Origin of the sequence: Serratia sp. AS12 (assembly GCF_000214195.1) — a bacterium.
Lineage (GTDB): Bacteria > Pseudomonadota > Gammaproteobacteria > Enterobacterales > Enterobacteriaceae > Serratia > Serratia plymuthica.
Genome location: NC_015566.1, coordinates 4,493,500 through 4,508,091 on the forward strand (window position 1 = coordinate 4,493,500; position 14,592 = coordinate 4,508,091).

The 14,592-nt window shown below is 55.2% G+C and carries 13 protein-coding genes; 5 read left to right on the forward strand and 8 right to left on the reverse strand.

What is annotated here, in order from left to right; all coding sequences use genetic code 11:
• The first annotated feature begins 10 nt into the window (after window positions 1–10).
• Complete coding sequence (gene panD, locus SERAS12_RS20970) at window positions 11–391, forward strand: aspartate 1-decarboxylase (protein ID WP_004947897.1); 381 nt, start codon at window positions 11–13, stop codon at window positions 389–391.
• A gap of 36 nt (window positions 392–427) precedes the next feature.
• Here panD and SERAS12_RS20975 read toward each other — a convergent pair whose 3' ends face one another.
• From SERAS12_RS20975 to SERAS12_RS20985, 3 genes are all read right to left on the reverse strand, one after another.
• Window positions 428–1,708: a polysaccharide deacetylase family protein gene (locus SERAS12_RS20975; protein WP_013814458.1), complete on the reverse strand. Its 1,281-nt coding sequence runs from the start codon at window positions 1,706–1,708 to the stop codon at window positions 428–430.
• Window positions 1,709–2,009: 301 nt separating this feature from the next.
• Window positions 2,010–2,780 (reverse strand): ABC transporter permease, encoded by a 771-nt coding sequence (locus SERAS12_RS20980; RefSeq protein WP_006321086.1) that lies wholly within the window; start codon window positions 2,778–2,780, stop codon window positions 2,010–2,012.
• Window positions 2,777–3,700, reverse strand: a complete 924-nt coding sequence (locus tag SERAS12_RS20985; protein WP_004947905.1) for an ABC transporter ATP-binding protein — start codon at window positions 3,698–3,700, stop codon at window positions 2,777–2,779. Before SERAS12_RS20985 ends, SERAS12_RS20980 begins: the two co-directional genes overlap by 4 nt.
• Before the next feature lie 189 nt (window positions 3,701–3,889).
• Here SERAS12_RS20985 and can point away from each other — a divergent pair, with 189 nt between their 5' ends.
• Window positions 3,890–4,552, forward strand: coding sequence for a carbonate dehydratase (can, locus tag SERAS12_RS20990; protein ID WP_013814459.1), 663 nt, complete (start codon window positions 3,890–3,892; stop codon window positions 4,550–4,552).
• Window positions 4,553–4,602: 50 nt separating this feature from the next.
• On the opposite strand, the gene hpt is transcribed toward can, so the two are convergent.
• Together hpt and cueO are read right to left on the reverse strand one after the other, a co-directional pair.
• Complete coding sequence (gene hpt / locus SERAS12_RS20995; protein WP_004947911.1) at window positions 4,603–5,139, reverse strand: hypoxanthine phosphoribosyltransferase; 537 nt, start codon at window positions 5,137–5,139, stop codon at window positions 4,603–4,605.
• A gap of 87 nt (window positions 5,140–5,226) precedes the next feature.
• Window positions 5,227–6,837, reverse strand: a complete 1,611-nt coding sequence (gene cueO / locus SERAS12_RS21000) for a multicopper oxidase CueO (RefSeq protein ID WP_013814460.1) — start codon at window positions 6,835–6,837, stop codon at window positions 5,227–5,229.
• A gap of 268 nt (window positions 6,838–7,105) precedes the next feature.
• Between cueO and SERAS12_RS21005 the strand changes: the two genes are divergently transcribed.
• The 3 genes from SERAS12_RS21005 (at window position 7,106) to speD (ending at window position 9,249) form a co-directional block, all read left to right on the forward strand.
• Window positions 7,106–7,453, forward strand: a complete 348-nt coding sequence (locus tag SERAS12_RS21005; protein WP_006327880.1) for a YacC family pilotin-like protein — start codon at window positions 7,106–7,108, stop codon at window positions 7,451–7,453.
• A gap of 111 nt (window positions 7,454–7,564) precedes the next feature.
• Window positions 7,565–8,428: a polyamine aminopropyltransferase gene (gene speE / locus SERAS12_RS21010; RefSeq protein WP_041416651.1), complete on the forward strand. Its 864-nt coding sequence runs from the start codon at window positions 7,565–7,567 to the stop codon at window positions 8,426–8,428.
• Window positions 8,429–8,454: 26 nt separating this feature from the next.
• Window positions 8,455–9,249 carry an adenosylmethionine decarboxylase gene (speD, locus tag SERAS12_RS21015; protein WP_013814462.1) on the forward strand — a complete coding sequence of 265 codons (795 nt, stop codon included), beginning with the start codon at window positions 8,455–8,457 and terminating at the stop codon, window positions 9,247–9,249.
• A 41-nt stretch (window positions 9,250–9,290) separates the two neighbouring features.
• Here the strand turns inward: speD and yacL are convergent, their stop codons facing one another.
• The 3 genes from yacL to lpdA form a co-directional block, all read right to left on the reverse strand.
• The gene (yacL, locus tag SERAS12_RS21020) at window positions 9,291–9,653 is read right to left on the reverse strand and encodes a protein YacL (RefSeq protein ID WP_013814463.1); all 363 of its coding nucleotides are present in this window, start codon (window positions 9,651–9,653) and stop codon (window positions 9,291–9,293) included.
• 138 nt (window positions 9,654–9,791) lie between these two features.
• A complete protein-coding gene (gene acnB, locus SERAS12_RS21025) occupies window positions 9,792–12,389 on the reverse strand; it encodes a bifunctional aconitate hydratase 2/2-methylisocitrate dehydratase (RefSeq protein ID WP_013814464.1) in 2,598 nt (865 codons plus the stop codon).
• Between the two features lie 716 nt (window positions 12,390–13,105).
• A complete protein-coding gene (gene lpdA / locus SERAS12_RS21030) occupies window positions 13,106–14,530 on the reverse strand; it encodes a dihydrolipoyl dehydrogenase (protein ID WP_004947933.1) in 1,425 nt (474 codons plus the stop codon).
• Between the last annotated feature and the right edge of the window lie 62 nt (window positions 14,531–14,592).

Consider the following 14,592-nt stretch of genomic DNA (forward strand, 5'->3'; position numbering starts at 1 on the left):
AGGTAAAGTTATGATACGTACTATGCTGCAAGGCAAGCTGCATCGGGTGAAAGTGACTCAGGCCGACTTGCACTATGAAGGTTCCTGCGCCATCGATCAGGATTTCCTGGAGGCCGCAGGCATTCTGGAATATGAAGCTATCGATATTTATAACGTTGATAACGGTCAGCGTTTCTCGACCTACGCCATCGCCGCTGAACGCGGTTCGCACATCATTTCGGTCAACGGCGCGGCGGCACGTTGCGCCTGCGTGGGCGACAAACTGATCATCTGCTCTTACGTGCAGATGAGCGATGCCGATGCCCGCCAGCACCACCCGAAAGTCGCCTATTTCGAAGGTGACAACAACCTGCAACGCAAAGCGAAAGCCGTGCCGGTTCAGGTTGCCTGAGAATAAAAACGGGCGCATTTCAGCGCCCGTTTCCTGCTATTGCACCACCACCGCTCCCGGCTTGTTGGCTATCCTGTCCGCCATGGTCTGAATGGAGTCGGTACGCAGAATATACAGCCGCTTCAACGTATACGGATTATCCCCCGGCTTTACCTTACCCTGCACCGTGGTCACCGCCATGTGGAAACCGGCGTCTTTCGCCGCCTGTATTGCTCGCTGATTGTAGCCGCCAAACGGATAGGATACGTACAACACATGCGGATTAAACTGCGACAGCGCGCGGCGCGAGCGCTCAAAATCGAATTCGATATTGTGCAGCGAACGGCTCAGCAGAATAGGCTGGCGGTTGCCGTCGGTACGGTGCAGGAAATGCGTATGTGACTGCACGTCGAACACGTCCTGTATCTGCTTCAGTTCGGAAATGCTCATAAACTGCAGCGAGTCCGGGTTCCACTTTTGCGGATGGCGTTTGATGCGCGAAGAAATAATAAACGCCGTTGCGCGGAAGCCGTAGTCCTTCAATACCGGATAGGCATAGCGATAGACCGACTTCAGCCCGTCATCAAAGGTCAACACCACCGCCTTGCCCGGCAGGTTGATCTGGTTCTTCAGGTAGGCTTCCAACTGGTACAGGGAAATAGTGTCATAACCTGCCTGCTTCAGATAGGTCATCTGGTTGCTGAACGCCACGTCCGACGTGGTGGTCGAGGTATGGCGGAAACGCTTGTTCTCTTCGTTTTTCAGCAGATGGTGGTAGGTCAGCACCGGAACGCCGGTGTCGATTTCGCAGTCCAGTTCGCTGATATAGCCCAGACGATCGCCAATATTGATCTCATACCAGGTATTGTTCAGCCGATCCTTCAGTTTGCCGATGATCGGATAACGCAGGTTCTCTTCCAGCACGCCAAACACTTCGCTGGCGTTATCCGCCTCGGTATAGACGTTGATCGCCTTCTGCGTGATCAGGTTCTGATTGGTCAGCGGCTTATTCAGCTCACCGAGATCGTCTTGCACCTTGCGTGACTTTTTGAGGTTGCGCACGTCGTCTTTATCGATAAACCCCGTGCCGTGACCAAACTTGAATTCGTAATATTCCGCATCCGCCGGGAACACCTGAATCAGCTGCCCCTGCTTCACTTCTCCGACCGGGATAACATGCTCACCAATCAGCGAATAAACCTCGCTGTCGCGTTGCGCTTCCATATATTCAGATTTAACAGCGCTGTTTTCCGACAACAAATTTGCCAGCGTCGCCGGAGAAGCGAGTGACATCAGGATGCCGAGTAGCCCAGCCGCTATCTTGTGTGTAGACCGCATGGTTATGTTCTGCTTACGAGTGCGTATACCCGTCGCCTTCCAAGCCGCAGCGTTGTTACCTGCACTCACTCACCCCAGTTACTTACTAAAGTAAGCGCCTGGGGATGAGTGAGTTGGCCGCCTAGCTGCAACTTGAAATTCATAGGGTATATAACAAAATGGAGAAAGTGTGGAGCGCCAGCATAGCACGATTTGAACATCGGGGAGAAAGGGGTTATGTGAGCAATTCTATTGATTTATGTGATGCCGGCTTCAGATCGATAACAGCGCCCCCGAACGCGGGTCCGGGGGCGTCAGTACATCAGGTGCGCAGGCCGCGACCGCGCTCTATCAGGTACCAGGACAGCAGATAGAACACCAGGATAAACGCCACCAGCACCGCCATAGTCAGCACCAGCGGCACATCACTGATGCCGAGGAAGCCGTAGCGGAAACCGCTGATCATATAGACGATCGGGTTCAGCTTGGACACCGCCTGCCAGAACGGCGGCAGCAGCGTCAGCGAATAGAAAACCCCGCCCAGATAGGTCAGCGGCGTCAGCACGAAGGTCGGGATCAGGCTGATGTCGTCAAAGGTGGTGGCAAACACCGCGTTGATCAGGCCCGCCAGCGAGAACAGGATTGCCGTCAGCAACAGCGTGACCACAATCACCCACCAGGCATGCACCTGCAGCGGCACAAAGAACAGTGAGATCACCGTCACCAGCACGCCGACGCAAATGCCGCGCGCCACGCCGCCGCCGACGTAACCGGCAATCACCACATGAGTCGGCACCGGCGCCACCAGCAGCTCTTCGATATTGCGCTGGAACTTGGCGCTGAAGAACGACGATGCGACGTTGGCGTACGAGTTGGTGATTACCGCCATCATAATCAGGCCGGGAACGATAAACTGCATGTAATCAAAGCCGTGCATATCGCCAATGCGCGAGCCAATCAGGTTGCCGAAGATGATGAAATACAGCGTCATGGTGATCACCGGCGGCACCAGGGTCTGGATCCAGATACGGGCAAAACGGTTGATCTCTTTGGCCCAGATACTCTGTAAAGCCACCCAATACAAACGCGTCATGCTTTTTCTCCATTACCGTTAACCAGGGTGACAAACAACTCTTCCAGCCGGTTAGCCTTATTACGCATGCTCAATACCTGCACCCCTTGCGCGCTGAGCTGAGCGAACAAGCCGTTCAGGCCCTGCTCGCGCATCACTTCCACTTCCAGCGTTGACGTATCCGTCAGGCGGTTGCGATAGCCATCCAGCTTCGGCAAAGGGCTTTTGGCCGCCAAGTCGAGGATAAAGGTTTCGGACTTCAGCTTGGCCAGCAATCCTTTCATTGAGGTGTTTTCCACCAGCTCCCCGTTTTGGATAATGCCGATATTGCGGCACAGCATTTCCGCCTCTTCCAGATAGTGGGTCGTGAGGATAATGGTGGTGCCCTGGGCGTTCAGCTCTTTCAGGAAGCCCCACATGGAGCGGCGCAGTTCGATATCCACCCCAGCCGTCGGCTCATCGAGGATCAGCAGCTTTGGCTGGTGCATCAAGGCGCGGGCGATCATCAGACGGCGTTTCATGCCGCCGGACAACATGCGGGCGCGTTCATCGCGCTTGCCCCACAGATCCAACTGGGTCAGGTATTTTTCCGCACGCGCCAACGCTTCGCGCCGGGTCACGCCGTAGTAACCCGCCTGATTGACCACAATCTGCATGACGGTTTCAAACGGGTTAAAGTTGAATTCTTGCGGCACCAGCCCGAGTTGACGCTTGGCGTTAACGATATCTTTATCGATGTCATAGCCGAACACCCGTACGCTGCCGGCCGTTTTGTTCACCAGCGAACTGATAATGCCGATGGTGGTAGATTTACCGGCACCGTTTGGCCCCAGCAGGGCATAAAAATCCCCCGCTTCAACGTTAAGATCGATCCCGCGCAACGCCTTGACGCCACCCGCGTAGGTCTTGGTCAACTGCGCTAATTCCAGTGCATAATTCATAAGTTAGAAAGTACCTTGTGACGATGAGTATGCTGCCGCGTCTTGTAATAGAGATGATCTTATCATCAGCAGCGATTTCACTGAGGCGAATCCGTGCGGAAAAAAGCGTAACTGTTCCGATTTCCAAATTGTGACGCTTGTCCTATATTAGCCCAACGCAATCTGTTTGTTACAGGTCTATAACCCTCCATGAAAGAAATCGAAACGCTGATCGCCAACAACAAAGCCTGGTCGGCCAATATCAACCAGGAAGATCCAGACTTTTTTGAACGTTTATCCCAGGCGCAAAAGCCTCGCTTTTTATGGATAGGTTGCTCTGACAGCCGTGTTCCGGCAGAACGTTTGACCGGCCTGGAACCAGGCGAACTCTTTGTTCATCGCAATGTGGCAAACCTGGTGGTTCACACCGATCTTAACTGTCTGTCAGTCGTGCAGTATGCGGTGGATGTGCTGGAAGTTGAACATATCATCATCTGCGGCCATCTGGGCTGCGGCGGCGTAGAGGCCGCGGTGGAAAACCCGGAGCTGGGGCTGATCAACAACTGGCTGCTGCATATCCGCGACCTGTGGTACAAGCACAGCTCACTGCTGGGTGAACTGGAACCGGAACAGCGCCTCGACGTACTGTGCGAGATCAACGTCATCGAGCAGGTCTACAACCTGGGCCACTCCACCATCATGCAATCGGCCTGGAAACGCGGCCAGAAAGTGACGATCCACGGTTGGGTCTACGGGATTCAGGACGGGCGCCTGCGCGATCTGGAAGTGGCAGCCACCAGCCGCGAGAGCCTGGAAATGGGGTATCGCAAGGCCATGGCCAAGCTGCAGCAGGACAAGGGTGTAAAAGCCTAGAGCGTTATCTTGCTTTCTGTGTGGGCGCGGACAAGCCGCGCCCCTGCCGATTACTCGTCCAGCAGCACCACTTTGCCGACGTACGGCAAGTGACGGTAACGCTGAGCGTAGTCAATGCCGTAGCCCACCACGAACTCGTCCGGGATCGAGAAACCGACGAACTCCACCGGCACCTCCACCTCACGGCGCTCAGGTTTGTCCAGCAAGGTGCAGATCGCCAGAGATTTCGGCCCACGCAGCGCCAAAATTTCGCGCACCTTATTCAGCGTATTGCCGGAATCAATGATGTCTTCGACGATCAGCACGTCTTTGCCGCGAATGTCTTCATCGAGATCCTTGAGGATTTTCACGTCGCGGGTGGTGGACATGCCGCTGCCGTAGCTCGAGGCGGTCATAAAGTCGACTTCGTGCGGCACTTCAATCGTGCGACACAGATCGGCCATGAACATGAAGGAACCGCGCAGCAGCCCGACCAACACCATATCACTGCCGCTATCGCGGTAATGTTCGGTGATTTGACGGCCAAGTTCGGCGATACGGGTCTTAACTTCCTGCTCGGAAATCATTACGTCTACAGTGTGTTTCATAGGTTTCAGGTCAGTTGCCGGAAGAAGGGCGCAGAGTTTAGCATAGCCTGAAGCCGGTGGCGACGCGAGTGCGCCGCCACTTCTGCTCTAGTCGCTTACGGTAAAGCCCATCATCATGCCGGTATCCTCATGCTCCAGCAGGTGACAATGTGCCATATAGGCATGTTCGCTATTAGCGGGATGATCAAAACGCACCAGCACTTCGCTGCGCCAACCTTCGACGCGCACCGTGTCTTTCCAGCCGCTGCGGTGAGCTGCCGGCGGCTTGCCGTTCTCCGACAGGATGCGGAACTGGGTGCCGTGGATATGGAACGGGTGCAGCATCATGTCGCCTTCGCCGGACAGGGTCCATTTCTCGTACTTGCCGCGTTTGGCTTCAAACGCCGGTTGGGTCATATCGAAGGCCTTGCCGTTGATCTTATTGCCGTGGCTGAAGTCGAAAGGCTTGGCGCCATGATCCATACCCTCCATATTGCCGTGGTCCATACCTTTCATGCTGCCGTGAACCATACCGGCCATTCCGCCATCGCTGTTGCTCATGCTGCCGTGATCCATGCTCATCCCGGCCATCGCCTGATGACCGTAACGATCCATCAACGCCTTCATGCCCAGCTTATCCAACTGCGGGTCCATCATCAGTTGCAGCCAACGCTCCTGAAGCCCGGCCAGCGGTGGCAACGCCGGCAGTTTCACCAGGCTGTCCGGCATCGTTTTGATTCCCTGCGCCCGCGAAGGCTGAATGCGCAATACCGGCAGCGGCTGGTCGAAGGGTGCCAACGTCATGCCCATCTGTTTGACCGGCAGCGTGACGATGTCGAACGGCTTGCCGTCCGAGGCATCTACCAGCACTTCAAAGCGTTCGCCCATCAGCATCGGCAATTCAGTCAGCTTCACCGGTTCGGCCAGGAAGCCACCGTCACTGGCAATAACATACAGCGGCCGATTATCGCTGGCCGCCAGGTTCAGCGACCGTGCATTACAGCCGTTGAGAAAACGCAACCGCAACCAGCCGCGCGGCGCAACGTGCTGCGGATATTGAGCGCCGTTGGTGAACATACGGTCGCCGAACCAGCCAACTGCGGCGCTCATCACGTCCAGTTGGTATTCAATCTGTGCGTCTTTGCCCAACCGTTTGTCCTGCAGGATCACCGGAATCTCATCCAATCCCCAGGTCTTCGGCAACGGCAGTTTACTGCTCTCGTTGTCTTCCAGCAGCACCAGCCCCGCCAGTCCCATCATCACCTGATGGCCGGTTTTGCCGTGGGTATGCGGATGGAACCAACAGGTGGCCGCGGGCTGTTCGACAGTGAAACTCACTCTGCGCGTGGTACCCGGCTGAATCAGCGCCTGCGGGCCACCATCGACATCGCCGGGGATTTCCAGACCGTGCCAGTGGACGGTGCTGGCTTCCGGCAAGCCGTTTTTGATATCGACCGTCACCGGTTTGCCGCGCTGCAGCCGCACCGCTGGCCCCAGCAGCGCTCCGTTGACACCCCAGGTTTGGGTCGCTTTGCCCGGCAACCAATTCATTTCACCGGTTTGCAGCGCCAGCGCGATTTTTCCCTGCGCGTCCGGCATCAACAGCGGCGGGATCGGCAACGCCGGCAACCCGGCAGCCCACGCGCTTCGGCTCCACAGCGGTAAGGCGCTTGCCGCGCCCAGCGCAGCGGTCAATTTGATAAAATCACGGCGTAACATCGCTGACTCCCTTTTCTCAGTGACAGGTACCCTATGGCTTTCAAGTTCCAGCTCATTCATCCCCTGTCAATCGGGGCGCTAGCGCAGGTAATAACGCTGCAGCTTGAAAGACAACAGGTATAACTTTCATGCCGGACAGCCTAAACCCTCCCCTTAGCGGAAGGTCAAGCCTTTGCTGCCGGTTATGTTATCCGCAAGTAATAAAATTTGGTGCCTTTACAGGCAAGTGTGATAACGTTTGCTGACAATAAACAGGTCTATTTTCATGATGAAAAAAACAACGTTACTGGTGCTGCTGCTCACCATGCTGGGGTTCTCCAACGCCAGTCTGGCGCTCAATGAGTCTGAGGCGGAAGATCTGGCCGATCTGACGGCGGTATTTATTTATCTGAAAAACGATTGCGGCTACAACGACTTGCCCAACGCGCAAATCAAACGTGCCATCGTTTACTTCGCCCAGCAAAACCGCTGGGATTTGAGCAACTATAATAGCTACAACATGAAGGCGCTGGGTGAAGACAGCTATCGCGATCTCAGTGGCATCGCCATCCCTACCCCCAACAAATGCAAATCTCTGGCACGCGACTCGCTGAGCCTGCTGGCGTACGCCAACTAATCCCTCCCGCCTTCCGCTACCTCTGTTTGAAATTCAGCCGTGCATCACCAGGCAGAGTTAGCTATGATGTTGCGCCAATTTTTCATGGCCGTTATTACGGAGTTCCCGCACATGACCCAGAAAGAAATTTGGTATGAAACGCTGCATGCCAACTTCGGCCAGTACTTCTCGGTAGAGAATGTGCTGTACCGCGAGAAGACCGAGCATCAGGATTTGGTGATTTTTGAAAATCCGGTGCTGGGGCGCGTGATGGCGCTCGACGGCGTGGTGCAAACCACCGAGCGCGATGAGTTCATTTATCACGAAATGATGACCCACGTTCCGCTGCTGGCCCATGGCCAGGCGAAGAAGGTGTTGATCATCGGCGGCGGCGACGGCGGCATGCTGCGCGAAGTCAGCCGTCATCAGGGCGTAGAGCAGATCACCATGGTCGAGATCGACGCCGGGGTGGTGGAGTTCTGCCGCCAGTACCTGCCGAATCACAATGCCGGCTCCTACGACGACCCGCGTTTCAAGCTGGTGATCGACGACGGCGTCAACTTCGTTAATCAGACCGATGAAAAATTCGATGTGATTATCTCGGACTGCACCGATCCGATCGGCCCCGGCGAGAGCCTGTTCACTTCGGCGTTCTATGAAGGCTGCGCACGCTGCCTGAACGAGGGCGGCATTTTTGTCGCGCAGAACGGCGTCTGCTTCCTGCAACAAGACGAAGCAGTCAACAGCCATGCCAAACTAAGCCAATATTTCAACGACGTCAGCTTCTATCAGGCGGCGATCCCGACCTATTACGGCGGCATCATGACCTTCGCCTGGGCGAGCCAAAACCCGGCTCTGCGTCAGCTCGATTTATCCGCCCTGCAACATCGCTTTAATCAAAGCGGCCTAAACTGCCGTTATTACAACCCGGCGATCCACGCAGGCAGCTTTGCTCTGCCACAGTACTTGCTTAACGCACTGAACGTTACACGTTAAGCGAGAAGATAAGGAGGTGAACCCAATTGCAAAAGCTAAAACTGCACGGCTTCAATAACCTGACGAAGAGCCTGAGTTTTTGTATTTACGATATTTGTTACGCCAAAACCGCGGATGACCGCGATGGCTATATCGCCTACATTGACGAGCAATACAACGCCAATCGCCTGACAGAGATCCTGAGTGAAACCTGCTCGATCATTGGCGCAAATATTCTGAACGTCGCACGTCAGGACTACGAGCCTCAGGGCGCCAGCGTGACCATCTTGGTCAGCGAAGAACCGGTCGATCCGAAAGATGTCGATACGTCGGAACAGCCCGGCCCCCTCTCAAAGACGGTGGTCGCACACCTGGACAAGAGCCACATCTGCGTTCATACCTATCCGGAAAGCCATCCAGAAGGCGGATTATGCACCTTCCGCGCCGATATTGAAGTGTCGACCTGTGGCGTGATTTCACCGCTGAAAGCGCTGAATTACCTGATCCACCAGTTGGAATCCGACATCGTCACCATGGACTACCGTGTGCGCGGCTTTACCCGCGACATAAATGGCGTGAAACATTACATCGATCATGAGATCAACTCGATCCAGAACTTTATGTCTGACGATATGAAGGCGCTGTACCACATGATGGACGTCAACGTTTACCAGGAGAACATCTTCCATACCAAGATGCTGCTGAAGGATTTCGATCTGAAGCATTACCTGTTTAACGCCAAGCCGGAAGCCCTGAGCGAGGCCGAGCGTAAAGAGATTACCGATCTGCTGTGGAAGGAGATGCAGGAAATCTATTACGGCCGCAATATTCCGCACTTGTAATGGGTTAAGGGTGCGGCCATACACATGCCGCGCCCTTACATTTAATATTTGAGCATGAAAGAACGGTAGGCCTTCAGCACCGCCAGGAAGTCTTCGACGCCGCAGAATGAGAGGCTTTCTTCATCATAATAATTCATCCCCTCTTCCATCTCGTCGCCTTCAAACGCCAATAGATTGGCGCGGATCATCACCTCTTCACCGTCCATCAGCAATGTATATTCGTGGCCTTCCAACTGCCATTGACGCTCACTGCCTTTGACTTCCGCCGCCCCGGCTTCGATCCGATCCAGCAGGTTGAAGTCGCCTTTGACTTCCTCATTGATCCAGTGGCCAATCGCTTCATGCCCCATCGAAAATCTGACCATCACCTGACCGGTCACGTCACGCAGAAATTCGTAATCCATAGCACGCCCTCCTGAGCCTTTTTCTTAGTGTAAACATTAATTCATGACTAACTCAGCGAGCGCTCGCAAAGTTGGCAACTGAGCAAAATAAAACGGGAGGCCAAGGCCTCCCGTTGAACAGTTGCGCAATATAGCGGCTTAAACGGCGGTTTGGAAGATCACGCCATCGGCTTTTTCAGTGTACTGGCCCAGTTGATCGAAGTTCAGGTAGCGGTAAGTATCCGCCGCTGTTTTATCGACCTGTTCCATATACGTTTGATACTCGTCCGGCGTTGGCAAACGGCCCAGCAGCGAAGCAACCGCCGCCAGTTCTGCAGAGGCCAGATAAACGTTGGCACCGGTACCCAGACGGTTCGGGAAGTTACGGGTAGAGGTGGAAACCACCGTCGCGCCGTCAGCCACTCGCGCCTGGTTACCCATGCACAGTGAACAACCCGGGATCTCGATACGCGCACCACTCTTGCCGAACACGCTGTAATAGCCCTCTTCGGTCAGTTGAGCCGCATCCATCTTGGTCGGCGGCGCAACCCACAGGCGGGTTGGCAGTTGGCCCTTGTGCTGGTCCAGCAACTTGCCGGCAGCGCGGAAGTGGCCGATGTTGGTCATGCAGGAACCGATGAACACTTCATCGATCTTGCTGTTGGCCACGTCGGACAGCAGGCGCGCGTCGTCAGGATCGTTCGGTGCACACAGGATTGGCTGAGTGATCTCTGCCAGATCGATGTCGATCACCGCAGCGTATTCCGCATCCGCATCGCCTTCCAGCAGTTGCGGATCCGCCAGCCATTTCTGCATACCCTGAATGCGGCGCTCCAGCGTACGGCGATCGCCGTAACCTTCGGAGATCATCCACTTCAGCAGCACGATGTTAGAGTTCAGGTACTCTTCGATCGGTGCCTTATCCAGCTTGATGGTGCAACCGGCGGCGGAACGTTCGGCAGAGGCGTCGGTCAGTTCAAACGCCTGCTCGACTTTCAGCTCCGGCAAACCTTCGATTTCCAGAATACGTCCGGAGAAGATGTTCTTCTTGCCCTTCTTCTCAACGGTCAGCAAGCCCTGCTGGATCGCGTAGTAAGGGATGGCATGCACCAGATCACGCAGTGTGATGCCCGGCTGCATTTTGCCTTTGAAGCGCACCAGCACCGACTCAGGCATATCCAACGGCATAACGCCGGTCGCTGCGGCAAACGCCACCAGACCGGAGCCGGCCGGGAAGGAAATGCCGATCGGGAAACGGGTGTGGGAGTCACCGCCGGTACCGACGGTATCCGGCAACAGCATGCGGTTCAGCCACGAGTGAATAACGCCGTCGCCCGGACGCAGCGATACGCCGCCACGGTTCATGATAAAGTCCGGCAGCGTGTGGTGAGTGGTCACATCAACCGGTTTCGGGTACGCGGCGGTGTGACAGAACGACTGCATGACCAGATCGGCGGAGAAGCCCAGACACGCAAGGTCTTTCAGTTCGTCACGGGTCATCGGACCGGTGGTGTCCTGAGAACCTACGGAGGCCATCTTCGGCTCGCAGTATTCGCCCGGACGCACGCCGGCAACGCCACAGGCGCGGCCCACCATTTTCTGCGCCAGCGAGAAGCCCTTGTTGCTGGCGGCAACTTCTTTGGCGATGCGGAACACGTCGCTGTGCGGCAGGCCCAGCGCTTCACGCGCCTTGGTGGTCAAACCACGGCCGATAATCAGCGGGATACGGCCGCCGGCGCGTACTTCATCCAGCAATACGTCGGTTTTCAGTTCGAAGTTGGCGATCAGTTCACCGGTTTCGTGGTTGCGCACTTCGCCTTTGTACGGGTAAACGTCGATCACGTCGCCCATGTTCAGCTCGGAAACGTCCACTTCAATCGGCAAGGCGCCGGCATCTTCCATGGTATTGAAGAAGATGGGTGCGATTTTACTGCCCAGCACCACACCGCCGCCGCGCTTGTTCGGCACATACGGGATGTCGTCACCCATAAACCACAGCACAGAGTTGGTGGCGGACTTACGGGAAGAACCGGTACCGACCACGTCACCGACGTAGGCCAACGGGAAACCTTTCTTGTTCAGCAGCTCAATTTGCTTGATCGGGCCAACGCTGCCCGGTTGATCCGGCACTATGCCTTCACGTTCGTTTTTCAGCATCGCCAGGGCGTGCAATGGGATGTCCGGACGTGACCAGGCATCCGGCGCCGGCGACAGATCGTCGGTGTTGGTTTCGCCGGTGACTTTGAATACGGTAACGGTGATTTTTTCCGCCAGTTTCGGGCGTGACAGATACCACTCGGCATCGGCCCAGGACTGCATAATCTGTTTGGCGTGCGGGTTACCCGCCTTGGCTTTCTCTTCCACGTCGTAGAAGTTGTCGAACATCAGCAGCGTGTGGGAAAGTGCCTTGGCGGCGATAGCAGCCAGTTTTTCGTTATCCAGCGCGTCGATCAGCGGATGAATGTTGTAACCGCCTTGCATGGTGCCCAACAGTTCTACGGCTTTCTCGGGGGTAATCAGGGGAGAGGTCGCGTCACCTTTGGCGATAGCCGCCAGGAAACCTGCTTTGACGTAGGCGGCTTCGTCGACGCCTGGTGGAACACGATTAATCAGCAGGTCTAACAGGAATTCTTCTTCGCCTTGTGGCGGATTCTTTAATGATTCAACCAGCGCTGCCATTTGGGTGGCGTCTAACGGCTTAGGGACGATGCCCTCTGCAGCACGCTCGGCTACGTGCTTACGGTATTCTTCTAGCACGACATTCTCCTCGCTCTCATTGTCATTTATTGTGCCTGGCGTTTATACCCGTCGTCTTTCAAGCCGCAGTGTTGTTACCTGCGCTCGTTCACCCCAGTTATTTACCTGAGTAAGCGCCTGGGGATGAACGAACTGGGCGCCTAACTGCAACTTGAAAGCCATAGGGTAACTCTTCAAACCGGGTTTAGCGCACGGTGTTGGTGCCATTGATCCTGACGGGGCACTGCTGTCGATGTCCTGGCCTGTAAGGTACAGTGCCCGGTTCCGCTCAGCCAGCATATCAGGATTTGAAACGGTTGTTAATTCGTTCACATAAAAGCAACATTAAATCTTTGCTGAATCGTTGAGTACAGAGTAATCGGCTGTAACGCAGGCTCGCGGGCCCGGCTGCGGGAAACGGAAATCCAGCCCCAAGAGCACAACACGATACCCTTTCACTTGCAATGGTTATTGAGTGTGAATATCAAAAATTGGGAACGGCAGGCACAAAAAAACCGCCGTTAAGGCGGTTCTGTTGTTCCGTTCGGTGTTAGCAGGCACCTCACGGATTTCTTACATCGTTAAAGAACGATAACGGCAACAGCCTCACGTTGAACGTTATATTCCAGAACAAGTAAGCTACTGGCCACTCATTGAGCGGCCTTTTACCTGACTGCCACCCATAAAAAAACGGCCCCTTTTCAGGAGCCGTTCGTTAACCGGTCAAACCAGCAGAATTACTTCTTCTTGGCTTTCGGGTTTGGCAGATCGGTGATGCTGCCTTCGAAGATCTCTGCCGCCAAGCCTACGGATTCGTGCAGGGTTGGGTGAGCATGGATGGTCAGCGCAATGTCTTCCGCATCACAACCCATCTCGATAGCCAGACCGATTTCACCCAGCAGCTCGCCGCCGTTGGTGCCGACAATCGCGCCACCGATGATACGGTGAGTTTCTTTGTCGAAGATCAGTTTGGTCATGCCGTCTGCGCAATCGGAAGCGATAGCACGGCCGGAAGCTGCCCACGGGAAGGTGGACGTTTCGTAGCTGATGCCTTTCTCTTTCGCTTCTTTCTCGGTCAGACCCACCCATGCAACTTCCGGCTCGGTGTAAGCGATTGATGGGATCACTTTCGGGTCGAAGTAATGCTTCATGCCGGCGATAACTTCAGCGGCAACGTGGCCTTCATGCACGCCTTTGTGCGCCAGCATCGGTTGACCGACGATGTCGCCGATAGCGAAGATGTGCGGCACGTTGGTACGCAGCTGTTTGTCGACGCGGATAAAGCCACGTTCGTCAACTTCCACACCGGCTTTGCCCGCTTCCAGCAGTTTGCCGTTCGGCACACGGCCGATAGCCACCAGCACCGCGTCGTAACGCTGTGGTTCTGCAGGCGCTTTTTTGCCTTCCATAGTGACGTAGATGCCGTCTTCTTTGGCTTCTACCGCAGTCACTTTGGTTTCCAGCATCAGGTTGAACTGCTTGCTGATACGTTTGGTGAAGACTTTCACCACGTCTTTGTCGGCAGCCGGGATCACCTGGTCAAACATCTCGACCACGTCGATCTGTGAACCCAACGCATGGTATACGGTACCCATTTCCAGGCCGATAATACCGCCGCCCATCACCAGCAGACGCTCTGGGACGGTTTTCAGTTCCAGCGCATCGGTAGAGTCCCACACGCGCGGGTCTTCATGAGGAATGAATGGCAGTTGGATCGGACGGGAGCCTGCGGCGATGATGGCATTGTCGAAGTTGATGGTAGTAGGACCATTTTCGCCTTCAACGACCAGGGTGTTAGCGCCGGTGAACTTGCCCAGACCGTTAACGACTTTAACTTTACGGCCTTTAGCCATGCCAGCCAGACCGCCGGTCAGCTGATTGATGACTTTTTCTTTCCAGACACGCACTTTGTCGATGTCAGTTTTCGGCTCGCCGAAAACGATGCCGTGCTCGGCCAGCGCTTTGGCTTCTTCGATCACTTTGGCAACGTGCAGCAGTGCTTTGGAAGGGATACATCCCACGTTCAGGCAAACACCGCCCAGCGTGGAATAACGTTCAACCAGAACGGTTTCAAGACCTAAGTCAGCGCAACGAAAGGCAGCAGAGTAACCTGCCGGGCCCGCCCCAAGTACCACGACCTGAGTTTTAATTTCAGTACTCATCATGACCTCTTAATTGATTGTCCGGCGGGTCAGACGTCATTTTTATTGCTAATCGATCTCAT